Raw genomic sequence first — 24,664 nt, 5'->3', positions numbered from 1 at the left:
CTATGTCTGACGACATGTCTTCGGTTTCGCCTTCGTCAGCAGGCGAACAGGGTGTACTACGTTCTATGCAGGAGGTTGCGATGAGCTCCCAGGAAGCCAGCAAGATGCTGCGCACATACAATATTGCGTGGTGGGGTAATAACTACTACGACGTCAACGAACTGGGCCACATCAGCGTCTGCCCGGATCCTGACGTACCGGAAGCGCGCGTCGATCTCGCCAAACTGGTGAAAGCGCGTGAAGCGCAGGGGCAGCGTCTGCCTGCACTGTTCTGCTTCCCGCAGATCCTGCAACACCGTCTGCGTTCCATTAACGCCGCTTTTAAACGCGCGCGTGAATCGTACGGCTATAACGGCGACTACTTCCTGGTCTATCCGATTAAGGTGAACCAGCATCGTCGCGTTATCGAATCCTTAATTCATTCCGGCGAGCCGCTGGGTCTGGAAGCCGGTTCCAAAGCGGAACTGATGGCAGTGCTGGCGCATGCCGGCATGACCCGCTCGGTGATCGTTTGTAACGGCTATAAAGACCGTGAATACATTCGTCTGGCGCTGATCGGTGAGAAGATGGGCCATAAGGTCTATCTGGTCATCGAGAAGATGTCCGAAATTAACATCGTGCTGGAAGAGGCCGAGCGCCTGAACGTGGTGCCGCGTCTCGGCGTGCGAGCGCGTCTGGCCTCCCAGGGCTCCGGCAAGTGGCAGTCCTCGGGCGGTGAAAAATCGAAGTTCGGCCTCGCGGCGAACCAGGTTCTGCAGCTGGTGGAGATCATGCGCGAGCGCGGTCGCCTGGACAGCATTCAGCTGCTGCACTTCCACCTCGGCTCGCAGATGGCCAACATTCGCGACATTGCTACCGGCGTGCGTGAATCGGCGCGATTCTACGTCGAGCTGCACAAGCTGGGCGTGAACATCCAGTGCTTCGACGTGGGTGGCGGCCTGGGCGTGGACTACGAGGGCACCCGCTCTAAGTCCGACTGCTCCGTAAACTACGGCCTGAACGAATACGCGAACAATATTATCTGGGCCATCGGCGATGCCTGCGAAGAGCACGGCCTGCCGCACCCGACGGTGATCACCGAATCTGGCCGTGCCGTCACTGCCCACCACACGGTGCTGGTCTCTAACATCATCGGCGTTGAGCGCAACGAATATACCGAAGCTACGCCGCCAGCTGACGACGCGCCACGCGCGCTGCAGAGCATGTGGGAAACCTGGCAGGAGATGCATGAGCCAGGCACCCGCCGTTCACTGCGTGAATGGCTGCACGACAGCCAGATGGACCTGCACGATATTCATATCGGCTATTCATCCGGAGCTTTCAGCCTGCAGGAGCGTGCCTGGGCAGAGCAGCTGTATCTGAACATGTGCCACGAAGTACAGAAACAGCTCGACCCGAGCAACCGCGCGCATCGTCCAATCATTGACGAGCTGCAGGAGCGCATGGCGGACAAAATGTACGTCAACTTCTCGCTGTTCCAGTCGATGCCGGATGCCTGGGGTATCGATCAGCTGTTCCCGGTGTTGCCGCTGGAAGGGCTGGACCAGGTGCCGGAGCGCCGTGCGGTGCTGCTGGATATTACCTGTGACTCCGACGGGGCAATCGATCACTACATTGACGGCGACGGTATCGCCACCACCATGCCAATGCCGGAATACGATCCGGAGAACCCGCCAATGCTGGGCTTCTTTATGGTCGGGGCCTATCAGGAAATTCTGGGCAACATGCATAACCTGTTCGGGGATACCGAAGCGGTTGACGTGTTTGTCTTCCCTGACGGCAATGTGGAAGTGGAACTCTCTGACGAGGGTGACACAGTGGCGGACATGCTGCAGTACGTGCAGCTCGATCCGAACAAGCTGCTGACCCAGTTCCGCGATCAGGTGAAAAAGACCGATCTGGACGATACGTTGCAGAAACAGTTCCTGGAAGAGTTTGAGGCTGGTCTGTACGGTTATACGTATCTGGAAGACGAGTAAGTCATCCGCCTTTCCCCTCACCCCAGCCCTCTCCCCAAGGGGGAGAGGGTGTTCAAATTGGGGAGAGGGTCAGGGTGAGGGGCAAAGACCGCACGATGCCTTATACTCACTTGAACCCGTATGAAATAGCGGCGATAATCCGCCGCAACAGGCACTATTCGAATCAATCCCTTCCTCGTCGGGCTTAACGACGCGGAAGGGATTTTTTTTCATCTATTTTTAATGCACCGACGTAATAAAGAGGTCAGGACATGAGCACTTTAGGGCATCAGTACGATAACTCTCTGGTATCTAACGCTTTTGGTTTTTTACGCCTTCCGATGAACTTCCAGCCATACGACAGCGATGCGGACTGGGTGATCACCGGGGTGCCATTTGATATGGCGACTTCCGGCCGCGCCGGTGGCCGTCATGGTCCGGCGGCCATTCGTCAGGTCTCCACCAACCTGGCCTGGGAGCATAACCGCTTCCCGTGGAACTTCGACATGCGCGAGCGCCTGAACGTGGTTGACTGTGGCGACCTGGTGTATGCCTTTGGTGACGCGCGTGAAATGAGTGAAAAACTGCAGGCGCACGCGGAAAAACTGCTGGCCGCCGGCAAGCGCATGCTCTCTTTCGGTGGTGACCATTTCGTGACCCTGCCGCTGCTGCGCGCCCATGCGAAGCACTTCGGTAAGATGGCGCTGGTGCACTTCGATGCGCATACCGACACCTATGCGAACGGCTGCGAATTTGACCACGGCACCATGTTCTTCACCGCACCGAAAGAAGGTCTGATCGATCCGAACCACTCGGTACAGATCGGTATCCGTACCGAGTTCGATAAAGACAACGGCTTTACCGTGCTGGACGCGGGCCAGGTCAACGATCGCGGCGTAGATGACATCATCGCCCAGGTTAAGCAGATTGTCGGTGATATGCCGGTCTACCTGACCTTCGACATCGACTGCCTGGATCCGGCCTTTGCGCCAGGTACCGGTACGCCGGTGATCGGCGGCCTGACCTCGGACCGCGCCATTAAGCTGGTGCGCGGCCTGAAGGATCTGAACATTGTAGGTATGGACGTGGTGGAAGTGGCTCCGGCCTATGACCAGTCCGAGATCACCGCGCTGGCCGCAGCGACTCTGGCGCTGGAAATGCTTTACATCCAGGCAGCGAAAAAAGGCGAATAAGCCTCACGCGCTGATTGCTGCTGCGCGACGCATGCGCAGCAGCAACATCCCCCCGGCCAGCAGAGTGATAACCTGCGACGCCACCAGCACCGAAAAGCCGGAACTGACCGACCCCACCGATTTCATCACCATCCCCATCAGCAGCGGAATAAACGCCGCGCAGATATTGCCGATCCCGTTAATGATCCCATATGCGCTGCCCACGGCTTCCCGTGCGGCGTGATGCTGGATCACCGCCGGAATGGCCGCCCCCTGAAGCCCCCAGAAGACATTGGCGGAAAGCATAAACAGCGCCAGCCATACCGGCTGATGACTCAGCATCAGCGCGACCACCGACAGCGCGGTCAGCGCCCCGCCCACGACAAAGAGTACCGGCGCCTGTTCCGGGCGCATTTTATCGAGCAGCACGCCACCCAGAAACTTTGACCCCAGACTCAGCAGGAAGGGAACCGCCGCAAGTATTCCCGTCGCGTGAAGGGAGAAGTGGTGTTCATCCCGCAGCCACGCGGGTAACCAGGCACTGCTCCCCCAGAGATAACTCAGGGTGGCGATTTCAACCAGTAAGATCCAGCCCAGCAGCGGCGTTTGCCAGGCGAGGGTGAAGGTTTCTACCATTCCCGGTTTCTTCATCTTCACCGCAGCGCGCGGTGCGGGCAGGAAGCGCCAGATTAACCCGCCACCCAGCAGCAGATTGATTGCCGCCAGCGCATAGAACGAGCCCGCCCAGCCCAGGTGCGCCATCAGCCAGGTAACCAGCGGAAAGCCCACGGCCAGCCCGAGCGAGACGCCAAGCGCGGTCACGGCGTTGGGTTTACCTATCTCTTCCGGACTGAAGTTATCGCTGATAAAGCGCGTTTTCAGCGAAAAGAGAGGGCCTTCGGCAATCCCCAGAACCAGACGGGCGATGAGCATCCCCATCAGCGAGCCCAGCAACGGCGAAATAGCGCAGACCAGTGCCCAAATCGCAATGCTGCTTAATAATCCCTGCCGATAATGGAATTTGCTTTCAATAACCGGAGTTAATAATAAGGCGGAAAACCCATAACCCAGAAGAAAGCAGGTCATTAACATTCCCTGTAACATTCTGTTTTCATTCAACCGAAAATGTTCGGCAAATTCGGGGTTCAAAATCATCACCGAGATATTAACCCGGTCAATGTAGGAAATAATTATCAATAATAACAGTGCGATTGTGCCTTGCCACCTTGCCGTCATAATGCCCGCCTTATGCTTGCGTGTATGTCTGTTTTTATTTGCGTGATTGTCACGGATCTAAAATGGTTTACCTGTGAAACTCATTGTTTGTAAACGATAAAATTCAATTAAGTTTCACAGGTGAAACACTGTGCTCTGCCGTTCCTTTATTTTTAGAGAACAAAAAGAATAGAAGTCAATATTTCTTTATTTAAATTTAAAGCCATCGATAAATCGTATTTTTTCACGCCGTAAAAATGAAAATTTCATATCGCTGCATTTTTTCGTGATCCTTTGCACACTTAGTTAATTAATTGCCTCCCGGTTAACAAATTCGTCACATTGAAGCTTGACGAAACATTCATCGCTTTTATATTGACCGTATTAAATAAGAAACAGAGTTTCATATATGAAACAAAAGCCTGGAGGATCGCGATGAGCTGGATAGGCGTATGTGACGCAGAACAAGTACAGGAAGATTTCCCTTTTAGCGGCAACGTCGAAGGCAAAGAGATCGGCGTTTATTTGATTGATGGCGAATATTACGCGCTGGAAGACGTGTGCCCGCACGCGTATGCCTTGCTGAGCCAGGGCTTCGTGGAAGATGGCAAAGTGGAATGCCCGCTGCATGAGGCGGTGTTCGATGTCAAAACCGGCCAGTGTCTGCATGGCCCCGGTGGTCGCAACCTGAATCGCTACCCGGTGCGGGTCTTTGAAAACCAAATCCAGATTACCTTTGTCGAGGAGACCGTGGCATGAGCGACACCCTGAACTACAACCCGGCGCTGCCCGAGAGCCGCCAGTTTACCCCGCCTGCCGAGGGCGGTAACGGTGCCATTCATAAGCCGGGTGCTTACCAGAATCTGATCTGGCAGACCCGCAGCCGCGAGCCGGAAAGCTGGGAAGTGAACCTGATCGCCACGCTGGAAGATCTTTTCGAGCAGGGCGCGGAAACCTTGCCGGAGCTGGTCAACGGGCTGAACGCGGTGCGCATGCATGACCAGCAGGGCGAGCCGTGGAGCGAGGCCAGCTTCCGGGCATTCTTACAGGTTAACGGCTACTGAGGGCAACGCGATGACGACTACCGTACAAAACTATCTGGATAAAGGTCTGCGTGGCCTCTGGTATCCGGTTCTGGCGAGCTGGGAAGTGCAGTCTGCACCGGTGGGCATTACCCGCCTGGGCGAGCAGATTGTGGTCTGGCGCAATAAAGATGGTCAGGTACAGGCGCTGGAGGACCGTTGTCCGCACCGCGGCGCGCGCCTGTCGATGGGCTGGAACCTCGGCGACCGTATCGCCTGCTGGTATCACGGCGTGGAAGTGGCAGGCAACGGCGAAGTGAAAGACGTGCCTGCGGTGGACAAATGTCCGCTGGTCGGCCAGCAGTGCGTGCGCAGCTATAACGTACAGGAGGCGCACGGCGCCATCTTCCTGTGGTTTGGCGTCACCGCTGACCAGCAGCCGGACGAACTGAGCTTCCCGGATGAACTCGCCGACACGGAAAATTTCAGCAACTTCCTCTGCACCGCCGCGTGGAAATGCAACTACCAGTACGCGCTGGAAAACGTGATGGACCCGATGCACGGCACCTATCTGCATTCGTCATCGCACTCGATGGCGGAAGGGGATCGCAAGGCCGACATGGTGCTGCAGCCGACCAAAACCGGCTTCATTTTTGAGAAAAAAGGGCAGAGCGGCGTCAACTTCGACTGGGTGGAGCTGGGCAACAGCGGCACCTGCTGGATGCGCCTCTCCATTCCTTACCGGCAGCGTTTCGGACCAGGCGGCCACTTCTTTATTGTCGGTATGGTGGTGCCGGAAGATAACGACAACTGCCGGGTCTTCTTCTGGCGCATCCGCCGCGTGCAGGGCTGGCAGCGCGATATGTGGCGCTTTATGTACCGCAACCGTCTGGAAAAACTGCACTGGGAAGTGCTGGAGCAGGATCGCGTGGTGCTGGAGAGCATGGCGCCAGACGCCCGTGAACATGAATACCTTTATCAGCACGACGTTGGCCTTTCCCGCCTGCGCCGCATGATGCAAAAAGCCGCGAAAGAGCAGCTGGCGATGCGCGAAGCGCAGCAGGGAGCAGCCTGATGAACGGGCTGCTGAACGGCAAGCGCATCGTGGTGACCGGCGCCGCGCGCGGGCTGGGCTATCACTTTGCCAGCGCCTGCGCGGAGCAGGGTGCCGCGGTGGTAATGTGCGACATCCTGAAAGGCGAGCTGGCTGAAAGCGCCCACCGGCTGAGCGAGCAGGGTTATGCGATCGAATCCCACGTTATCGATCTGGCGGATCCGCGCTCCATTGAGCAGGTGTTCAGCGCCATTGGCGAACAGGGGCAGATTGACGGCCTGGTGAACAACGCGGCGATGGCGACCGGGGTCGGTGGCAAAAACATGCTCGATTACGATCCAGATCTCTGGGATCGGGTGATGAGCGTGAATGTCAAAGGCACCTGGCTGGTCACCCGCGCCGCCGTGCCGCTGCTGCGTGAAGGGGCGGGGATTGTGAACGTAGCCTCCGACACCGCGCTGTGGGGCGCGCCGCGCCTGATGGCCTACGTCGCCAGCAAGGGCGCGGTGATTGCCATGACCCGCTCGATGGCGCGGGAGCTGGGTGAAAAGCGTATTCGTATTAACGCCATCGCGCCGGGATTAACCCGCGTTGAGGCAACGGAATATGTGCCCGCCGAACGCCATCAGCTCTATGAAAATGGCCGCGCGTTAACGGGGGCGCAGCAGCCGGAAGATGTCACCGGCAGCGTCGTATGGCTGTTAAGCGATCTGTCGCGGTTTATCACCGGGCAGCTGATTCCGGTCAACGGCGGTTTTGTCTTTAACTAAGGGTTGGCGATTATGGCAAACGATCAGGAAGTGAAGTATCTGGTGCCGGGGCTGGAGCGCGGTTTGCAGCTGCTGTTGGCCTTCGGCGAGCAGCATCGCGAACTGACCTTTGCCGAGCTGCACCGGCTGGTGGATATGCCGAAGGCCACCGCCTACCGCGTGGTGCAGACGCTTGAGTACATGGGCTTTCTGGAGCGCAACACGCGCACCAATACCTTTTCGCTCGGCATGAATGTGCTGCGCCTCGGCTTTGAGTACATCGCTTCGCTGGATGTGGCGCAGGTGGGCCAGCCGGTGATCGAACAGCTGCGCGACGTGAGCCAGTGCAGCAGCCATCTGGCGATCCGCGACGGACGTGACATTATCTACATCGCCCGCGTCAGCGCCGCCGGGTCGCGCATCAATCAGGTCAGCATTGGCACCCGTTTGCCGGTGCACTGCACCTCGCTTGGCCGCATGTTATTGACGGATATTTCCCGCGCCGACTTTGAACAGCTGTTCCCGCACGAGCGCCTGCCGGGCAACACGCCGGGGCAGCTTCATGACCGCGAAGCCCTGTGGCAGATGGTGCAGCAGGACAAAGCCCGCGGGTACGTGATCGGCGAATCCTTCTTCCGCCACGGCATCTCTTCTATCGTCTACCCGGTGTATGACCGGAGCGGGCGCGTGGCGGCGGTGGTCAGTATTCTGGTGCCATCGGAGGAGATCCCGCAGACCGACCGCGAGCGTCTGCAAAACGATGTTCGCCTCGCGGCGGATAAAATTTCTGGCTTCTTAGGGTATTTGTCACAGGCCAGTTAAATCAGTGAGTTAACGTCAGGCGCTTCACTGCGTCGGGCATGTTTTACGCCCAATTTGGGCCAGATGAGGCAACGAACGATGAGTGTAACCGGAATTGAAAAGCTGGAGTTTGGCGTTGAAGACCTGACGCACTGCGCCAAATTTATGCGTGATTTTGGCCTGACCGGCGATGCCAGCGGCCAGCGTTTTACCACCCTGAGCGGCGCGCGCGTTGAGCTTAATCCCATCGACAGCCCCGATCTGCCGCCGGCGTTTGAAGCGGGTAATACCCTGCGCCGCATGACCTGGGCGGTTGCCACACAGTCAGATCTGGATGCGCTGCGCCCGAAGCTTGCCGGGCAGCCCGGCTTTCGTGAGGTGGGTGACGCGCTGGAGTGCCTCGACCCGAACGGTATGACGCTGCGCGTGCAGGTCAGCCAGCAGACCGACGTGGAGCTGAACGTCGAGCCGATTAACCAGTGGGGCGACGCTCGTCGGATTGACACCCCCAGTCCGGTTTACGATCGCGCCCAACCCATCAACGTAGGGCACGTGGTGTTCTTTGTGGAGGAGCTGGCGGCGGTGGAAAAATTCTACCGCGAGGTGCTCGGCTTCCATGTCTCTGACCGCTACATCAACCGCGCCGTATTCCTGCGCTGCGGTGCGCGCGGCGGCCACCACAACCTGTTCCTGCTGCAACTGCCGAACCGCAAGCGTGGCCTGAACCACGTGGCGTTCACCGTACGCGACATCCACGAGGTGATCGGCGGCGGTATTGCGATGAATAAAAATGAGTGGAGCACCTTTATCGGGCCGGGCCGCCATCCGGTGTCGTCGGCGTACTTCTGGTACGTCAACAGCCCGACCGGCGGGGCATTTGAGTATTACACCAACGACGATTACCTGACCGAAAACTGGCAGCCGCGCGAGCTGGAGCACTCCCTGGTCTCCTTTACCGAATGGGCGGTAGAAGGCGGCATCGACCACGATACGCGCCGTCAGCAGAAAAAACCGGAGGCGGTATGACGTCGCGCATTGTCATTATCGGTGGCGGTCAGGCGGGTGGCTGGGCGGCGAAAACCCTGCGTGACGAAGGCTTCGACGGCGAGATTTGCGTGGTAGCGGAAGAGGAGTGGGATTTCTACGAGCGACCGCCGCTGTCGAAGGCAACGTTGCTGGAGCCGGACGCGGCGCTACCGCGTCTGTTTACGGAAGAGGCGCAGCAGGCGCTGAACCTCACCTGGTACCGCCCGCTGCGTGCAGAGCAGATCGATCGCGCGGCGAAAAACGTACATTTGAGTAACGGCGAACATCTTAGTTACAACATGCTTTTAATCGCCACCGGCGGGCGGGCGCGCATGCCGGGTGAGGCGTGGGCTGCGCATCCGCAGGTGTATACCCTGCGCCACTGGCAGGACGCCCAGCGCCTGAAAGACCGACTGGCGGAAAGTAAAACGCTGGCGATTGTTGGCGGCGGCTGGATAGGCCTTGAGATTGCCGCCTCCGCGCGCAAAAGCGGCGTGGCGGTCACGCTGTTTGAGCAGCAGCCCGCGCTGTGCATGCGATCGGTAAGTAGCAAAGTCTCGCAACGGTTAGAGGCTATCCATCGTCAGCAGGGTGTGGATATCCGTACCGGCTGTGGCGCACTGGAGCTGGAGGACGAAAACGGTCTGCCGGTCATCCACTGCGACGGCAAGCGCGAAACCTTTGACGCGGCGGTAGTCGGGATCGGCGTCGATCTTAATCTGGAGCTGGCGCGCAACGCCGGGCTTAAAACTGAACGCGGGATCGTGGTGGATGCTCAGGGGCGCACCTCGGATCCGTTCATTTTTGCCGCTGGCGATGTGGCTCAGCACCATCATTACGGCCTGTGTATTCAGTCGTGGGCCTTTGCCCAGAATCAGGCGGTGGCGACGGCGAAAGCGATGCTCAACCCCGATGCGCCAGGTTACGACGACGCGCCGTGGCTCTGGTCGGATCAATATCAGCACAATATCCAGATCCTCGGCATTCCACAGTCGGGCAGCAGCACGATAGTGCGGGACGATTCGCTGTTTTTCTCGCTCGACGCGAACGGACGGCTGACGCAGCTGGTGGCGTTCAACGATGCGCGCACCGTCAAGCTGGCTAAACGCTGGATGGCGGCAGGACGGGATTTATCGGATGTACCGCTCACCGACCCGACCTTTTCACTGATGTCATTGCGATAGCTAACCCGCACCCACAGGGGGAGAGATGACCACATTAGAGACCAACACCGCAGCCGTTGAGGCGAGCGGTGAGGGAGCCCGCACGCCTGAAAAAGCGGTGCGCTGGGCCATCCCGCTGTCGCTGCTGGCCTGCGTGCTGCTGGCCTTTTTCGACAAAATCAGTATTGCGGCGCTGTTTTCCGACGGCCATTTCCAGCAGGCGATAGGCATTGATTTCGACACCACGCGTCTCGGCATTCTGATGAGCGCGTTTCTGCTGAGCTACGGTTTTTCGTCGGTCTTTTTAAGCGGGCTGGGGGACAAAATCGCGCCGCTGCGCCTGCTTACCGGGATGATGGTGGTCTGGTGCGTGCTGATGGTGGCGATGGGCTTTACCCATAACTACACGCTGATGATCGTTCTGCGTATTTTGCTGGGCGTGGCGGAAGGACCGCTCTTCCCGCTGGCCTTCGCCATTGTGCGGCACAATTTCCCGCAGCATCTGCAGGCGCGCGCCACCATGCTGTGGCTGCTGGGTACGCCGGTGGGCGCGGCGATTGGTTTTCCGCTCTCCCTCTGGCTGCTGAATACCTTCGGCTGGCAAAGCACCTTCTTCGTGATGGCGATGCTGACCGTGCCGGTGCTGATCTTCGTGCGCGTCGGTCTGCGCGGGATCCGTCTGGAGGCAAAACCCGGCACCTCACGGGCATCTCAGGATGAACGACGAGCGGCGCGGCGCGAACTGTTTGTCAGCCCGCACTTCTGGATCATCTGCATCTTTAACATCGCTTTCCTTACCTATCTGTGGGGCATCAACGGCTGGCTACCGGGCTATCTGATCAAGGGCAAAGGTATTCACCTTGAGCACGCGGGCTGGCTGTCGTCGATGCCGTTCATCGCCATGCTGGCAGGCGAGGTGATTGGCGCGTGGCTCTCGGACCGGGTCGATAAGCGCGCCGCGGCCTGCTTTATCTCTATGGCGGGTGCGGCTCTCGGGCTGGCTGCGGTGATGCAACTCGATACCCCGCTGGCCATCATCGCAGCAATGAGCTTCAGCACCTTTATGTGGGGGACCGGTGCGCCCAACATTTTCGCCCTGCTGGCGAAGGCCACCCATCCACGGGTGAGCGCCACGGCGGGCGGGATCTTCAACGGACTGGGAAACTTTGCAGGCGCGCTGTCGCCGGCGGTGATGGGTGCGTTAATCGCCTTCACCCACAGCATGGATTCCGGGCTGATTTTTCTGGCGGTGATGGCGGCGGTGGGCTGCGTCCTGTTACTGCCGCTGCTGAGACGTTACTGAGGAGAGTGTCATGACTGATTCAACCGTAACCAACACATCTGGCATCAAACCTGACCACCTGACTATGGAAGAGTGGGTCGAATCGCGTATCGCGCGCTTCGAAGGCCGCAAATACGACTGGAACGCGCTGAAGTTCCAGGCTGATTTTGACCCCAAATACCGTCGGGCGCAGATGCGTTATATCGGCACCGGGGCAACGGGCGTGGCGAACGACACCAACACCGTGCAGGCGGACCACTTTACTTTCTCCACCATGGTGCTGCCGTCGAAGTGCGAAGGGCCGCTGCACCTGCACGATGATGTGGAAGAGGTGTTCTTCATGCTCAAAGGGCAGATCACATTGATGATCCAGGACGGCGACAACTACACCGAAACCGTGTTGCGCGAGCGCGACCTGATCTCCGTCCCGCCGGGCATCTATCGCGGCCTGTTCAACCACGGGGAAGAAGAGGCGCTGATGTGCGTCATGCTGGGGACCAACAAGCCGGAGATCCCGACCTATCCATCCGATCATCCGCTCTCGAAAGTGAAGCGGAATTAGGAGGGCATGATGACGGGTTTTCGTGAACAGGGAAGCGGTATTCCGCTGATGCTGCTGCACGGGATCAGCTCCGGCGCGGCCTCCTGGCATAAGCAGATGGCGCTGAAGGGTTTTCGCGTGCTGGCCTGGGATATGCCCGGTTATGGCGAAAGCCCGACGCTGGCGGCTGAACGGGCAAACGCCGGGGATTACGCCGACGCGCTGGCGGCGATGCTTGACCGCGCGGGCGTCTGGCAGGCGGTGCTGGTGGGGCACTCCCTGGGAGCGCTGGTTGCCAGCGCCTTTGCGGCAAAATTCCCTGAACGCGTCATCTATATGGTACTGGCAGATGCCGCGCAGGGATACGGCCAGGCCGACCCGGCGCAGCGCGAGCAGGTCTGGCGCAACCGCGAGCAGCAGATGGCGCTGGGCGGGGAAATCCTTGCCCAGACCCGCGCCGCGAAGCTGCTTCGCCCCGGCGCGCGCGCGGAAGATATCGCCACCGTCGCGGCGGGCATGCGCAAGCTGCGCCCGGAGGGCTACCTCGCTGCAGCATGGATGCTGGCGAACGACGACATTCACGGCTGGCTGAAAGGCTATACCGGGACGTTTGAGGTCTGGTGCGGCGAGCAGGATGTCATAACGGAACCCGACCGGGTACAGGGGCTGGCGCTGCGCTACGGCATGCCGTTTACCGCTATTCCGCAAGCCGGGCACGCCAGCTATCTCGATAACGACGCGTTTTTTAACCAACAGCTTTTACGCATTAACCAAGAGGTGCGCAATGAATGCACAAATTGACGGGCGCGTAGCGGTGGTCACCGGCGGCTCTTCTGGCATTGGCTTTGAAACGCTGCGCCTGCTGCTGGGCGAGGGGGCAAAGGTGGCCTTCTGTGGCCGCGACCCTGACCGGCTCGCCAGCGCCCATGCCGCGCTGCAGAACGAGTACCCCGACGGGGACATATTCTCTTACCGCTGCGACGTGCTGAAAGCCGACGACGTGCAGGCCTTCGCGGATGCGGTAAATGCCCGCTTTGGCGCGGCGGACATGCTGATCAACAACGCCGGGCAGGGCTACGTGGCGCACTTCCACGACACCCCGCGCGAGGCATGGCTGCGCGAAGCCGAACTGAAACTGTTCGGGGTGATCAACCCGGTGCAGGCGTTTCAGCCCTGGCTGGAGCGGTCCGATATCGCCTCCATCACCTGTGTGAATTCCTTGCTGGCGCTCCAGCCGGAAGAGCACATGATCGCCACCTCTGCCGCCCGTGCGGCCCTGCTGAACATGACCCTGACGCTCTCGAAAGAGCTGGTGGGCAAAGGCATTCGCGTCAATTCAATCCTGCTCGGCATGGTGGAATCCGGGCAGTGGCAGCGCCGCTTTGAGAACCGGGCGGACCAAAATCAGAGCTGGCCGGAGTGGACGGCAGAGATCGCGCGCAAGCGAGGCATTCCAATGGCGCGCCTCGGCAAGCCGCAGGAGCCGGCGCAGGCGCTGCTGTTCCTTGCTTCGCCGCTGGCCTCGTTTACCACCGGCGCCGCGCTGGACGTTTCCGGCGGTTTCTGCCGCCATCTGTAAGGACGCATCATGAAAAAGATCATGTTGATTGGTTTTGGCGCCATGGCGCAGGCGGTAATTGAACGCCTGCCTGCCGGGGTCGCTATTGGCTGGGTCGTGGCGCGCGAGTCTCACCACCCGGCGATTCGCCAGCAGTTTGGTGATGCGGTGCTGGCGCTGACCTCCCCGATGGAGTGTGCTGAAGCGCCCGATCTGGTGCTGGAGTGCGCCAGCCAGCAGGCGGTGGCGCAGTACGGCGAAGATATTCTGCGTCGCGGCTGGCATCTGGCGGTGATCTCCACGGGCGCACTGGCGGACAGCGGCCTGGAACAGCGCCTGCTCAACGCGGGCGGCAAGCTGACGCTGCTCTCCGGGGCCGTGGCAGGTATCGACGGACTGGCGGCGGCGAAAGAGGGTGGGCTTGAGCGCGTCACCTATCAGTCACGCAAAAGCCCGGCCAGCTGGCGCGGCAGCTACGCCGAGCAGCTTATCGACCTCAGCGCAGTCAGAGAGGCGCAGGTGTTCTTTGAGGGCAGCGCCCGCGAGGCGGCACGACTGTTCCCGGCCAACGCCAACGTGGCCGCGACCGTGGCGCTCGGCGGCGTCGGGATGGATGACACCCGCGTACAGCTGATGGTCGACCCGGCTACTAAACGCAATACCCACACGCTGCATGTCGAGGGCGTGTTTGGTGAGTTCCATCTTGAGCTGAGCGGGCTACCGCTTGCCTCTAACCCAAAAACCTCCACCCTGGCGGCACTGAGCGCGGTACGCGCCTGCCGCGAGCTGGCCCTGAGCTGAGGAGTGACGATGGACGAACTGAAGATTTTTATCGGCGGCCAGTGGCGACACGGCAGCGGTAACCCGATGCAGAGTCACTTCCCGGCAGACGGGGCGCTCAACGCGACGCTGAACGCGGCAAGCCTCGACGATCTGCATGAGGCGATAGAGGCCGGAGAACGCGCCTGGCGCGAACCAGCCTGGCGTAACAGCCTGCCGCATCAGCGCGCGAAGATCCTGCATAAGGTGGCGGATCTGATTGAAGCCCGCGTGGATGATCTGGCGCAGAGGCAGAGCCGCGATAACGGTAAGCCGCTGGCGGAAGCGCGCGGGCTGGTAATGAGTGCGGCAGGAACGGCGCGCTATTTTGCCGCCGCCTGCGAGCTGCTGGAAGGTGAACTCCCGACGCCGCGCCAGCCTGACTTGCTGACGCTGAGCCGCTACGAGCCGCTCGGCGTGGTGGCCGCCATCACGCCGTGGAACTCGCCGATTGCCAGCGAAATGCAGAAGGTGGCTCCGGCGATTGCTGCCGGAAACGCGGTGATCCTCAAGCCTGCTGAAGCCACGCCGCTGATGGCACTGGAGCTGGCGCGCATCTTTGAACAGGCCGGGCTGCCTGCCGGGCTGCTGAGCGTGCTGCCGGGCAAGGGTTCAGTAATCGGCGATGCGCTGGCGCGTCACCCTAAGGTGCGGAAGATTTCCTTTACCGGTGGCACCACCACCGGCCGTCATCTGGCGCACGTGGCGGCGGAAAAGCTGATCCCGGCGTCGCTGGAGCTGGGCGGTAAATCGCCAACCATCGTGCTGGAAGATGCGGATATCGAGCAGGCCGCGCGCGGCATCTGCTATGGCATTTTCAGTTCGGCGGGTCAGGCGTGTATCGCCGGTTCGCGGCTGTTTATCCACCAGAGCATTTACGCTCCGCTGATGGCGCGTCTGCTGGAATTAACCCGCGGGCTGCGCGTCGGACATCCGTTTAAAGATGGTGTCCACGTTGGGCCGCTGATCAACGAGAAACACCGTCAGAGCGTGCAGGCGTATGTCGAGCTGGCGAAGCGCGAAGGGGGCCGGGTGCTGTGCGGCGGGGAGATCCCGGCCGATCCCAGTCTGGCAAACGGCAGCTTCTTCCTGCCAACGATTATTGAAGGGCTGAGCAACAGCGCCCGCGCCTGCCAGGAAGAGATCTTCGGCCCGGTGCTGGTGGCGATGCCGTTTGACGATGAGGCTGCGCTTCTCCGCGAGGCGAATGACTCGGTTTACGGCCTGGCGGCGGGGATCTGGACGCGTGATAGCGGACGCGCGCTGCGCTTAAGCGATCGGCTTGAAGCGGGCACGGTGTGGATCAACACCTACAAGGTCTTTGCAATTTCGACCCCGTTCGGGGGCTTTAAAGAGAGCGGTCTGGGCCGCGAAAAGGGCATTCAGGGGCTGAAAGCCTGGATGCAGCAAAAGAGTATTTATCTGGCGACGGGTAACAGCGTCAACCACTGGTGCGACTGAGAAAGGGTGAGCAATGAGCGAAATGATAACCGTCGGCGACGCCATCGCCAGAACGCTGGAGCAGTATCAGGTTGAGGCCATCTACGGCGTCATCTCCATTCACAACCTGCCCATCGCCGATGCGGTGGGGCAGCGCGGCAACATCCGCTTCGTGCCCGCGCGTGGTGAAGCAGGCTCGGTCACCATGGCCGATGCACATGGACGTTTTTCTGGCCTTGGCGTGGCGCTGACCAGCACCGGTGCCGGGGCGGGTAATGCGGTAGGCGCGCTGGTAGAGGCCATGAACGCCTGTACGCCGCTGCTGCATTTAACCGGACAGGTGGAAAAAGCCTGGCTGGATGCCGACACCGGTTTTATCCACGAAACCCGCGATCAACTGACCTTCCTGAAGGCCAGCTCAAAACGGGCGTACCGCATCAGCAATGCAAACCAGGCGATAGCGATTCTCCATAAAGCCATTCAGGACGCACAGACGCCGCCGTGCGGACCGGTCTCGGTGGAAATTCCGATTGATATTCAGGGGACGAAAATTCCGCTGTCGCTGGTAACGGCGCCGGTAAAAACCGCTGCGGGTTCAGCGGTAGATGCCGGGGTGGTCGACACACTGTGGGCGCAGCTTAAGCAGGCGAAACAGCCGCTGCTGTGGCTGGGGGGCGGCGCGCTGGGAAGCGTGGATGCGGTGCAAAAACTGGCGGATGCGGGCGTGACGGTGATCTCCAGCACCCACGCGCGCGGCGTGCTGCCGGACAGCCATCGCGCCAGCCTGCGGGCATTCCATAACTCGCCGTCGGTTGAGGCGCTGATAGCCGAGTGTGATTTTACGCTGGTGGCGGGGTCGCGCCTGCGCAGCAACGAAACTCGCTCATGGACGCTAGAGTTACCTTACCCGCGCGTGCAGATCGATATCGATCCGGCAGCGGCGAGTCGTAACTATTTGATGGATAACACCATCGTGGGCGACTGTTCCGCCCTGTTGAGCGCGCTGGCCGAAAAAGCGCAGGGGCGCGAATGGGGTAATGCGCAGTGGGATACGCAGGTGCAGCAGGCGGTTGCCAAAGCCGGGGAGGGGCTGCGCGAGCAGTGCGGCGCCTATGCAAAACTTAACGACGCGATTGAGAAAGCCTTACCGCAGGATGGCCTGCTGGTGCGCGATATCACCGTTTCCGGCAGCCTGTGGGGCAGCCGTCTGTTCCGCGCCAACGGCCCGCTGATGAATATTCACTCTCTGGCCGGGGCGATTGGCATGGGCCTGCCGATGGCGATTGGGACCGCGATTGCTAACCCACAGCGCAAGGTCGTAGGGCTGGTGGGCGACGGCGGCCTGAGCCTGAATTTAGGCGAGCTGGCGACGCTGGCGCAGGAGAAAGCCAACGTGACGCTGCTCATCATGAACGACGGCGGTTACGGCGTAATGCGCGGTATTCAGGATAAGTATTTTGGCGGGCGTCAGTATTATAACGCGCTGCATACGCCGGACTTTACCCTGCTGGCGCAGGCGATTGGCTTGCAGGCCTGGAGCGTTGAGCGGGCGGAGGACTTTGATGCGGTCATGACAGAGGCGCTGGCCATGCCGGGGCCATCGGTGGTGGAAGTGCGTATGGGGCAGATTGGCGCCCTGAAGTTTGCCGGGCCGCCGCAGAAAACGCTTTACTAGAGTACGCTGTTTCCCCTCACCCTGACCCTCTCCCCACAGAGGAGAGGGGACTGGCCAGTGCGGACCTTTAGCTCGTCCTGCTCCGGGAGGCAGGAGTACAAGGGGCTATCTTCTTCCCCTCACCCCTCGCCCCTTTGGGGAGAGGGGCGGGGTGAGGGGGAAATAATCAGAACAGGTTCAGCGGAAATGCGAAATAAAAAAGGAGGCGCGAACGCCTCCCTGGGTCTTATTTAATCCCGTCTGCCGCCATGCGATCGCGAATGTGCTGCGCACGCGCTGCGGAGGCAGGGTGGTCGTCAAACATGGAGCTTTGACGGCCTGCTTCCTGTTGAGCCAGTTTTTCAAAGCTGGTCGCTAAACCTGACGGATTAATTCCACGTTTGCGCAACAGATCGTAAGAGTAGTCGTCGGCTTCAGATTCCTGACGCTGGGAGAACTGCGAGTTGACCAGTTTTTCACCCAGATCGCCAAGCTGTGACTGAGACAGACTGCCGACAATACCGCCGGCAGAGGCCGCCGCCACGCGAACGGCGTTCGTGCCGAGGGCGACCTGCATGCCTTTCTTTACGTGGCCGAGAGCAACGTGACCCATTTCATGGCCGATTACCGCCTCGACTTCGTTGTCGTTCATCATGTCCATTAACCCGCTGTAGACGCGGATACAGCCGTTAGCCATGGCAAAGGCGTTAACGTCTTTGGCCATGTAAACTTTGTAGTTCACCGGCTGGCCATTGATGTTGTCGCCAAGGGCCGAAGCAATCTTGTTCAGACGCTGAGCGTAAGTGCTGTCTGCAGGTGCGATGGTCGCTTTACCGTCCATCTCCTTACAGGCCTCATCGCTTAATGTTTTCACCTGAGCATCGGTCAGGGAGTAGGCCTGAAACGCCTCTGCTCCGGAGCTCAACAGGCCACCAGAATTCATATTCTGACATCCGCTAAGCAGAAGTGTCGTTCCCAGAGCCAGCACTATTGCACGCATTTTCATTATGTTGCTTCCGTACTCGTTAACTTGAAAAATTCTGAAAGTTTTGCCGCCCCGGAGGAGGGTGCAAAACCAATTATAAAGAATATAAACGAAGGCGGGCGAGAAGATTGCGCAACGTGCGAGCCTGTTCCAGAGATTTCTTAAGCGGCAAAAGAATGGTCCATGTACATGCTTTGTCGCTTGGGTTACATTGTTGGCACTTTTTTCCGGCGTAGCCCAAAACGCGCTGTCGTCAAGCCGAAACGGGTATGGCCTTCAACATCCGATCTGGAGTCAAAATGTCCTCACGTAAAGAGCTTGCCAATGCTATTCGTGCGCTGAGCATGGATGCTGTACAAAAAGCTAAATCCGGTCACCCGGGTGCCCCTATGGGTATGGCTGACATTGCCGAAGTCCTGTGGCGTGATTTCCTGAACCACAACCCTCAGAACCCGGCCTGGGCCGATCGCGACCGCTTCGTGCTGTCCAACGGTCACGGCTCCATGCTGATCTACAGCCTGCTGCACCTCACCGGCTACGATCTGCCGATTGAAGAGCTGAAAAACTTCCGTCAGCTGCACTCTAAAACGCCAGGTCACCCGGAAGTGGGTTATACCGCGGGTGTCGAGACCACCACCGGTCCGCTGGGGCAGGGTATTGCTAACGCCGTGGGTATGGCGATCGCTGAGAAGACGCTGGCGGCGCAGTTTAACCGTCCGGGCCACGACATCGTTGATCACTTCACCTACGCGTTCATGGGCGACGGCTGCATGATGGAAGGCATTTCTCACGAAGTGTGCTCCCTGGCCGGTACCCTGAAGCTGGGCAAACTGGTGGCGTTCTACGACGACAACGGCATCTCAATCGACGGCCACGTTGAAGGCTGGTTCACCGACGACACCGCAGCCCGTTTCGAAGCCTACGGCTGGCACGTCGTGCGTGGCGTTGACGGCCACGACGCTGACGCGATTAAACGTGCAGTAGAAGAAGCGCGCGCAGTCACGGACAAACCGTCCCTGCTGATGTGCAAAACCATCATTGGTTTCGGCTCCCCGAACAAGGCCGGTACCCACGACTCTCACGGCGCACCGCTGGGTGACGCAGAGATCGCCCTGACCCGCGAAGCCCTGGGCTGGAAACACGCGGCGTTTGAGATCCCATCTGACATCTATGCCCAGTGGGATGCAAAAGAAGCCGGTCAGGCGAAAGAAGCGGCCTGGAACGAGAAATTCGCGGCCTACGCCAAAGCCTTCCCGCAGGAGGCGGCAGAGTTCACCCGTCGTATGAAAGGTGACATGCCGGCAGACTTCGACGCCAAAGCGAATGAGTTCATCGCGAAACTGCAGGCTAACCCGTCCAAAATCGCCAGCCGTAAAGCGTCCCAGAATGCGATCGAAGCCTTTGGCCCGCTGCTGCCTGAGTTCCTCGGCGGCTCCGCAGATCTGGCGCCATCTAACCTGACTATCTGGTCCGGTTCTAAAGCGATCAACGAAGATACTGCCGGTAACTACATCCATTACGGCGTGCGTGAGTTTGGTATGACCGCGATTGCCAACGGTATCTCCCTGCACGGTGGTTTCCTGCCGTACACCTCCACCTTCCTGATGTTCGTGGAATATGCCCGTAACGCGGTGCGTATGGCTGCGCTGATGAAACAGCGTCAGGTGATGGTTTACACCCACGACTCCATCGGTCTGGGCGAAGACGGCCCGACCCACCAGCCGGTAGAGCAGGTTGCCTCTCTGCGCGTGACCCCGAACATGTCCACCTGGCGTCCGTGTGACCAGGTTGAATCTGCGGTAGCGTGGAAATATGGCGTTGAGCGTCAGGACGGCCCGACCGCGCTGATCCTCTCCCGTCAGAACCTGGCCCAGCAGGATCGTACTGAAGCGCAGCTGGCGAACATCGCCCGCGGCGGTTACGTGCTGAAAGACTGCGACGGTCAGCCTGAGCTGATTTTCATTGCCACCGGCTCTGAAGTTGAACTGGCGATTGCTGCCTGGGATCAGCTGGCAGGCGAAGGCGTGAAAGCGCGCGTGGTCTCCATGCCGTCTACCGACGCCTTCGACAAGCAGGATGCGGCGTACCGTGAATCCGTGCTGCCGAAAGCCGTTTCCGCCCGTGTGGCAATCGAAGCGGGTATCGCTGACTACTGGTTCAAGTATGTGGGCCTGAACGGCGCCATCGTTGGTATGACCACCTTCGGTGAGTCTGCGCCAGCGGAGCAGCTGTTCGAAGAGTTCGGCTTCACCGTTGAAAACGTGGTCGCAAAAGCGAAAGAACTGCTGTAATCACGATTGCGCCCGGCGGCACGTTGCTTGCCGGGCCTGCAAAATATTCAGGCCGGGCTGACGTAAGCGTCACCCGGCTTTTTTGTGCATGTTATTCCTCAAAGATGTAATACCTCTGTAAATTATTCCATTCAAAATGTGACGCAAGTCATATAGCTGGCTTATTGGTCTGGACAGTCATTTCCTTTATTCCGTGTTTCGCTTATTCTGGCTGAAGCGTTTCAGTCGATTAAACGTTCGACAAATGACCAATCAGTTGGAGTTTGTGACAGGCAAGGATTCCCCTCAGAGCGTTGCTGCATTACTCTGTCAGCCACCTCGAGTCAGGGAAAGCTTTGCAGGAGACTTATGACCGTACGCGTAGCGATTAATGGTTTCGGTCGCATCGGACGTAACGTGGTTCGTGCTTTATATGAATCCGGGCGTCGGGCGGAAATTACCGTGGTGGCAATCAATGAACTGGCGGATGCCGCAGGCATGGCGCATTTGTTGAAATATGACACCAGCCATGGGCGCTTTGCCTGGGACGTTCGTCAGGAAAGAGAGCAGCTGCTTGTCGGTGATGACGTGATTCGTCTGCTTCACGAGCGGACGATCGAAGCATTACCCTGGCGCGAACTGGGTGTTGATGTGGTTCTTGATTGTACCGGCGTTTACGGCAATCGCGAACACGGCGAAGCCCATCTGGCGGCCGGCGCTAAGAAAGTGCTTTTCTCGCATCCAGGCAGTAACGATCTCGATGCCACGGTCGTTTACGGTGTCAACCATCATGAGTTGCACGCGGAACACCGGATTGTCTCCAATGCCTCCTGTACCACCAACTGTATTATTCCGGTCATCAAGCTGCTGGACGATGCCTACGGCATTGAGTCGGGTACGGTTACTACCATCCACTCCGCCATGCACGATCAGCAGGTCATTGACGCATACCACCCGGACCTGCGACGCACTCGCGCGGCGAGTCAGTCGATTATCCCGGTGGACACCAAACTGGCGGCCGGCATCACCCGAATTTTCCCGCAGTTTGAAGACCGTTTTGAAGCCATCGCCGTGCGTGTACCCACCATCAACGTGACGGCGATCGACCTCAGCGTTACCGTGAAAAAACCGGTAAAAGCCTGTGAGGTCAACCTGTTGCTGCAAAAAGCGGCACAGCAAGCATTTCATGGTATAGTTGACTATACGGAATTACCGTTGGTCTCAGTAGATTTTAACCACGATCCGCACAGCGCCATTGTTGATGGCACCCAAACGCGCGTGAGTGGGGCGCACCTGATCAAAACGCTGGTCTGGTGTGATAACGAATGGGGCTTTGCTAACAGGATGCTCGACACCACGTTAGCCATGGCCGCACAAGGTTTCAGGTAAGACGCGCATTGCGTCTGCAAAACTTTAAGAATCAACGAGAGGATTCACCATGTCTGTAATTAAGATGACCGATCTGGATCTGGCAGGTAAACGCGTTTTCATCCGTGCGGATCTGAACGTACCGGTTAAAGATGGTAAAGTGACCAGCGACGCGCGTATCCGTGCATCTCTGCCAACCATCGAACTGGCGCTGAAGCAGGGTGCGAAAGTGATGGTAACCTCCCACCTGGGTCGTCCGACCGAAGGCGAGTACAACGAAGAATTCTCTCTGCTGCCGGTTGTTAATTACCTGAAAGACAAACTGTCCAGCCCGGTACGTCTGGTTAAAGACTACCTGGACGGCGTTGAAGTTGCTGAAGGTGAGCTGGTTGTTCTGGAAAACGTTCGCTTTAACAAAGGCGAGAAGAAAGACGACGAAACCCTGTCCAAAAAATACGCTGCCCTGTGCGACGTATTTGTAATGGACGCGTTCGGTACCGCTCACCGCGCGCAGGCTTCCACTCACGGTATCGGCAAATTTGCTGACGTTGCCTGTGCAGGCCCGCTGCTGGCAGACGAACTGGAAGCCCTGGGTAAAGCGCTGAAAGAACCTGCACGTCCGATGGTTGCTATCGTTGGTGGTTCTAAAGTTTCTACCAAACTGACCGTTCTGGACTCTCTGTCCAAAATCGCTGACCAGCTGATCGTAGGCGGCGGTATCGCTAACACCTTCGTTGCAGCCCAGGGCCACAATGTTGGTAAATCTCTGTACGAAGCAGACCTGGTTGACGAAGCGAAACGCCTGCTGAGCACCTGCGATATCCCGGTTCCAACTGACGTTCGCGTCGCGACCGAGTTCTCTGAAACCGCAACCGCAGAGCTGAAATCTGTTTCTGACATCAAAAATGAAGAGCAGATTCTGGACCTGGGCGACGCCTCTGCAGAGAAACTGGCTGAAATTCTGAAGAATGCAAAAACCATTCTGTGGAACGGCCCGGTTGGCGTGTTCGAATTCCCGAACTTCCGTAAAGGTACTGAAATCGTGGCTAACGCGATTGCAGACAGCGAAGCGTTCTCCATTGCTGGCGGCGGTGATACTCTGGCAGCAATCGATCTGTTCGGTATTTCCGACAAGATCTCCTACATCTCCACTGGCGGCGGTGCATTCCTCGAATTCGTGGAAGGCAAAGTTCTGCCAGCAGTAGCCATGCTCGAAGAGCGCGCTAAGAAGTAAGCCATTTTAGGGCAGGGAAACCTGCCCAATTTTCAGCGCGCTTTTAAGAGCACGCCCCTTTCCAAGGCCGAAGATACAGGACTCGCAACATGTCTAAAATTTTTGATTTCGTAAAACCTGGCGTGATCACTGGTGATGACGTTCAGAAGGTGTTCCAGGTAGCTAAAGAAAACAACTTTGCTCTGCCAGCTGTTAACTGCGTCGGTACCGACTCAATCAACGCCGTACTGGAAGCCGCAGCAAAAGTTAAAGCGCCAGTAATCGTTCAGTTCTCTAACGGTGGTGCTGCGTTCATCGCAGGTAAAGGCGTGAAAACTGACGTTCCTCAGGGCGCGGCAATCCTGGGCGCAATCTCTGGCGCACATCACGTTCACCAGATGGCTGAACACTACGGTGTTCCGGTTATCCTGCACACTGACCACTGCGCGAAGAAACTGCTGCCGTGGATCGACGGTCTGCTGGATGCGGGCGAAAAACACTTCGCTGCAACCGGTAAACCACTGTTCTCTTCTCACATGATCGACCTGTCTGAAGAGTCTCTGGAAGAGAACATCGAAATCTGCTCCAAATACCTGGCGCGTATGGCCAAAATGGACATGACCCTGGAAATCGAACTGGGTTGCACCGGTGGCGAAGAAGACGGCGTGGACAACAGCCACATGGACGCTTCTGCGCTGTACACTCAGCCAGAAGACGTTGATTACGCTTACACCGAGCTGAGCAAAATCAGCCCACGCTTCACCATCGCTGCCTCCTTCGGTAACGTACACGGCGTGTACAAACCAGGTAACGTGGTACTGACCCCAACTATCCTGCGTGATTCTCAGGAATACGTTTCCAAGAAACACAACCTGCCGCACAACAGCCTGAACTTCGTCTTCCATGGCGGTTCCGGTTCTTCTGCGCAGGAAATCAAAGACTCCGTTAGCTACGGCGTAATCAAAATGAACATCGATACCGACACCCAATGGGCAACCTGGGACGGTATCCTGCAGTACTACAAAACTAACGAAGCTTACCTGCAGGGCCAGCTGGGTAACCCGAAAGGCGAAGACCAGCCGAACAAGAAATATTACGATCCACGCGTATGGCTGCGTTCAGCCCAGACCTCTATGGTGACGCGTCTGGAGCAGGCTTTCAAAGAGCTGAACGCGGTTGACGTTCTGTAATTTGAGCTGCTGACAGTATCAAAAGCCCGCGTTAATCGCGGGCTTTTTTTATGTTTTTTCAACGTCCTACTACCACTATTTATGTGATCTGTTTGGCAAAATCACTGCTTTTGTTTACCCTTTACTAACCTGCCTGCCTCGACGGGGGATGCATTTTTATGGTCTGGCTTAGATTAAGGAATAT

22 protein-coding genes are annotated in these 24,664 nt (G+C 58.5%); 20 read left to right on the top strand and 2 right to left on the bottom strand.

All coding sequences use genetic code 11. From position 1 onward, the window contains the following. Positions 1–2 precede the first annotated feature (2 nt). On the top strand, positions 3–1,979 hold the full coding sequence (gene speA, locus MXM41_RS15660) for a biosynthetic arginine decarboxylase (protein WP_325932932.1): 1,977 nt from the start codon (positions 3–5) through the stop codon (positions 1,977–1,979). Positions 1,980–2,230: 251 nt separating this feature from the next. Further along, entirely contained in the window at positions 2,231–3,151 is a 921-nt protein-coding gene (speB, locus tag MXM41_RS15655) for an agmatinase (protein WP_059307233.1), read from the top strand. A 3-nt stretch (positions 3,152–3,154) separates the two neighbouring features. On the opposite strand, the gene MXM41_RS15650 is transcribed toward speB, so the two are convergent. Further along, complete coding sequence (locus MXM41_RS15650; protein WP_325932931.1) at positions 3,155–4,366, bottom strand: MFS transporter; 1,212 nt, start codon at positions 4,364–4,366, stop codon at positions 3,155–3,157. A gap of 414 nt (positions 4,367–4,780) precedes the next feature. Here MXM41_RS15650 and MXM41_RS15645 point away from each other — a divergent pair, with 414 nt between their 5' ends. From MXM41_RS15645 to MXM41_RS15580, 14 genes are all read left to right on the top strand, one after another. Continuing rightward, a complete protein-coding gene (locus MXM41_RS15645; RefSeq protein WP_013098654.1) occupies positions 4,781–5,104 on the top strand; it encodes a Rieske (2Fe-2S) protein in 324 nt (107 codons plus the stop codon). Continuing rightward, positions 5,101–5,409, top strand: coding sequence for a recombinase-like helix-turn-helix domain-containing protein (locus MXM41_RS15640; protein ID WP_325932930.1), 309 nt, complete (start codon positions 5,101–5,103; stop codon positions 5,407–5,409). Before MXM41_RS15645 ends, MXM41_RS15640 begins: the two co-directional genes overlap by 4 nt. Before the next feature lie 10 nt (positions 5,410–5,419). Continuing rightward, positions 5,420–6,442, top strand: a complete 1,023-nt coding sequence (locus tag MXM41_RS15635; protein ID WP_325932929.1) for an aromatic ring-hydroxylating dioxygenase subunit alpha — start codon at positions 5,420–5,422, stop codon at positions 6,440–6,442. Further along, a complete protein-coding gene (locus MXM41_RS15630; RefSeq protein ID WP_325932927.1) occupies positions 6,442–7,191 on the top strand; it encodes an SDR family oxidoreductase in 750 nt (249 codons plus the stop codon). The genes MXM41_RS15635 and MXM41_RS15630 overlap by 1 nt, the downstream gene beginning before the upstream one ends. Positions 7,192–7,203: 12 nt before the next feature. Further along, a complete protein-coding gene (locus MXM41_RS15625; protein ID WP_325932926.1) occupies positions 7,204–7,992 on the top strand; it encodes an IclR family transcriptional regulator in 789 nt (262 codons plus the stop codon). 78 nt (positions 7,993–8,070) lie between these two features. Beyond that, a complete protein-coding gene (locus MXM41_RS15620) occupies positions 8,071–8,997 on the top strand; it encodes a VOC family protein (RefSeq protein ID WP_325932925.1) in 927 nt (308 codons plus the stop codon). Next, complete coding sequence (locus MXM41_RS15615) at positions 8,994–10,181, top strand: NAD(P)/FAD-dependent oxidoreductase (protein ID WP_325932924.1); 1,188 nt, start codon at positions 8,994–8,996, stop codon at positions 10,179–10,181. Before MXM41_RS15620 ends, MXM41_RS15615 begins: the two co-directional genes overlap by 4 nt. 25 nt (positions 10,182–10,206) lie before the next feature. Beyond that, complete coding sequence (locus MXM41_RS15610; RefSeq protein WP_325932922.1) at positions 10,207–11,463, top strand: MFS transporter; 1,257 nt, start codon at positions 10,207–10,209, stop codon at positions 11,461–11,463. Positions 11,464–11,473: 10 nt separating this feature from the next. Next, complete coding sequence (locus MXM41_RS15605; protein ID WP_112791640.1) at positions 11,474–12,004, top strand: cupin domain-containing protein; 531 nt, start codon at positions 11,474–11,476, stop codon at positions 12,002–12,004. Between the two features lie 9 nt (positions 12,005–12,013). After that, positions 12,014–12,784 (top strand): alpha/beta hydrolase, encoded by a 771-nt coding sequence (locus MXM41_RS15600; RefSeq protein ID WP_325932921.1) that lies wholly within the window; start codon positions 12,014–12,016, stop codon positions 12,782–12,784. Further along, complete coding sequence (locus tag MXM41_RS15595) at positions 12,768–13,562, top strand: SDR family oxidoreductase (protein WP_325932920.1); 795 nt, start codon at positions 12,768–12,770, stop codon at positions 13,560–13,562. Before MXM41_RS15600 ends, MXM41_RS15595 begins: the two co-directional genes overlap by 17 nt. Positions 13,563–13,571: 9 nt before the next feature. Further along, positions 13,572–14,342: an aspartate dehydrogenase gene (locus tag MXM41_RS15590; RefSeq protein WP_325932919.1), complete on the top strand. Its 771-nt coding sequence runs from the start codon at positions 13,572–13,574 to the stop codon at positions 14,340–14,342. A 9-nt stretch (positions 14,343–14,351) separates the two neighbouring features. Beyond that, positions 14,352–15,821 (top strand): aldehyde dehydrogenase, encoded by a 1,470-nt coding sequence (locus MXM41_RS15585; protein WP_325932918.1) that lies wholly within the window; start codon positions 14,352–14,354, stop codon positions 15,819–15,821. Positions 15,822–15,834: 13 nt separating this feature from the next. Further along, positions 15,835–17,475, top strand: coding sequence for a thiamine pyrophosphate-binding protein (locus tag MXM41_RS15580; protein ID WP_325932917.1), 1,641 nt, complete (start codon positions 15,835–15,837; stop codon positions 17,473–17,475). 226 nt (positions 17,476–17,701) lie between these two features. Here MXM41_RS15580 and MXM41_RS15575 read toward each other — a convergent pair whose 3' ends face one another. Beyond that, on the bottom strand, positions 17,702–18,460 hold the full coding sequence (locus MXM41_RS15575; protein ID WP_325932916.1) for a M48 family metallopeptidase: 759 nt from the start codon (positions 18,458–18,460) through the stop codon (positions 17,702–17,704). Positions 18,461–18,738: 278 nt separating this feature from the next. Here MXM41_RS15575 and tkt point away from each other — a divergent pair, with 278 nt between their 5' ends. From tkt to fbaA, 4 genes are all read left to right on the top strand, one after another. Further along, on the top strand, positions 18,739–20,730 hold the full coding sequence (gene tkt / locus MXM41_RS15570; protein WP_325932915.1) for a transketolase: 1,992 nt from the start codon (positions 18,739–18,741) through the stop codon (positions 20,728–20,730). 348 nt (positions 20,731–21,078) lie between these two features. Beyond that, entirely contained in the window at positions 21,079–22,098 is a 1,020-nt protein-coding gene (gene epd, locus MXM41_RS15565; RefSeq protein WP_325932914.1) for an erythrose-4-phosphate dehydrogenase, read from the top strand. 49 nt (positions 22,099–22,147) lie between these two features. Next, the gene (gene pgk / locus MXM41_RS15560) at positions 22,148–23,311 is read left to right on the top strand and encodes a phosphoglycerate kinase (RefSeq protein WP_325932913.1); all 1,164 of its coding nucleotides are present in this window, start codon (positions 22,148–22,150) and stop codon (positions 23,309–23,311) included. A gap of 89 nt (positions 23,312–23,400) precedes the next feature. Next, positions 23,401–24,480, top strand: a complete 1,080-nt coding sequence (fbaA, locus tag MXM41_RS15555; protein ID WP_032613902.1) for a class II fructose-bisphosphate aldolase — start codon at positions 23,401–23,403, stop codon at positions 24,478–24,480. Positions 24,481–24,664: the final 184 nt, after the last annotated feature.

The organism is Leclercia adecarboxylata (genome assembly GCF_035787115.1).
GTDB classification, from domain to species: Bacteria; Pseudomonadota; Gammaproteobacteria; order Enterobacterales; family Enterobacteriaceae; genus Enterobacter; species Enterobacter adecarboxylatus_E.
Note: the sequence above shows the minus strand (reverse complement) of the source record. Positions and strands in the feature narration are given on the sequence as shown.

Coding starts and splice junctions, on each gene's coding strand:
- pgk (WP_325932913.1), top strand. CDS start 22,148: ATGTCTGTAATTAAGATGACCGATCTGGATCTGGCAGGTAAACGCGTT.
- MXM41_RS15590 (WP_325932919.1), top strand. CDS start 13,572: ATGAAAAAGATCATGTTGATTGGTTTTGGCGCCATGGCGCAGGCGGTA.
- MXM41_RS15585 (WP_325932918.1), top strand. CDS start 14,352: ATGGACGAACTGAAGATTTTTATCGGCGGCCAGTGGCGACACGGCAGC.
- speB (WP_059307233.1), top strand. CDS start 2,231: ATGAGCACTTTAGGGCATCAGTACGATAACTCTCTGGTATCTAACGCT.
- MXM41_RS15605 (WP_112791640.1), top strand. CDS start 11,474: ATGACTGATTCAACCGTAACCAACACATCTGGCATCAAACCTGACCAC.
- MXM41_RS15640 (WP_325932930.1), top strand. CDS start 5,101: ATGAGCGACACCCTGAACTACAACCCGGCGCTGCCCGAGAGCCGCCAG.
- MXM41_RS15615 (WP_325932924.1), top strand. CDS start 8,994: ATGACGTCGCGCATTGTCATTATCGGTGGCGGTCAGGCGGGTGGCTGG.
- MXM41_RS15600 (WP_325932921.1), top strand. CDS start 12,014: ATGACGGGTTTTCGTGAACAGGGAAGCGGTATTCCGCTGATGCTGCTG.
- MXM41_RS15630 (WP_325932927.1), top strand. CDS start 6,442: ATGAACGGGCTGCTGAACGGCAAGCGCATCGTGGTGACCGGCGCCGCG.
- tkt (WP_325932915.1), top strand. CDS start 18,739: ATGTCCTCACGTAAAGAGCTTGCCAATGCTATTCGTGCGCTGAGCATG.
- fbaA (WP_032613902.1), top strand. CDS start 23,401: ATGTCTAAAATTTTTGATTTCGTAAAACCTGGCGTGATCACTGGTGAT.
- MXM41_RS15610 (WP_325932922.1), top strand. CDS start 10,207: ATGACCACATTAGAGACCAACACCGCAGCCGTTGAGGCGAGCGGTGAG.
- MXM41_RS15595 (WP_325932920.1), top strand. CDS start 12,768: ATGAATGCACAAATTGACGGGCGCGTAGCGGTGGTCACCGGCGGCTCT.
- MXM41_RS15650 (WP_325932931.1), bottom strand. CDS start 4,366: ATGACGGCAAGGTGGCAAGGCACAATCGCACTGTTATTATTGATAATT.
- MXM41_RS15625 (WP_325932926.1), top strand. CDS start 7,204: ATGGCAAACGATCAGGAAGTGAAGTATCTGGTGCCGGGGCTGGAGCGC.
- epd (WP_325932914.1), top strand. CDS start 21,079: ATGACCGTACGCGTAGCGATTAATGGTTTCGGTCGCATCGGACGTAAC.
- MXM41_RS15645 (WP_013098654.1), top strand. CDS start 4,781: ATGAGCTGGATAGGCGTATGTGACGCAGAACAAGTACAGGAAGATTTC.
- MXM41_RS15575 (WP_325932916.1), bottom strand. CDS start 18,460: ATGAAAATGCGTGCAATAGTGCTGGCTCTGGGAACGACACTTCTGCTT.
- MXM41_RS15620 (WP_325932925.1), top strand. CDS start 8,071: ATGAGTGTAACCGGAATTGAAAAGCTGGAGTTTGGCGTTGAAGACCTG.
- MXM41_RS15635 (WP_325932929.1), top strand. CDS start 5,420: ATGACGACTACCGTACAAAACTATCTGGATAAAGGTCTGCGTGGCCTC.
- speA (WP_325932932.1), top strand. CDS start 3: ATGTCTGACGACATGTCTTCGGTTTCGCCTTCGTCAGCAGGCGAACAG.
- MXM41_RS15580 (WP_325932917.1), top strand. CDS start 15,835: ATGAGCGAAATGATAACCGTCGGCGACGCCATCGCCAGAACGCTGGAG.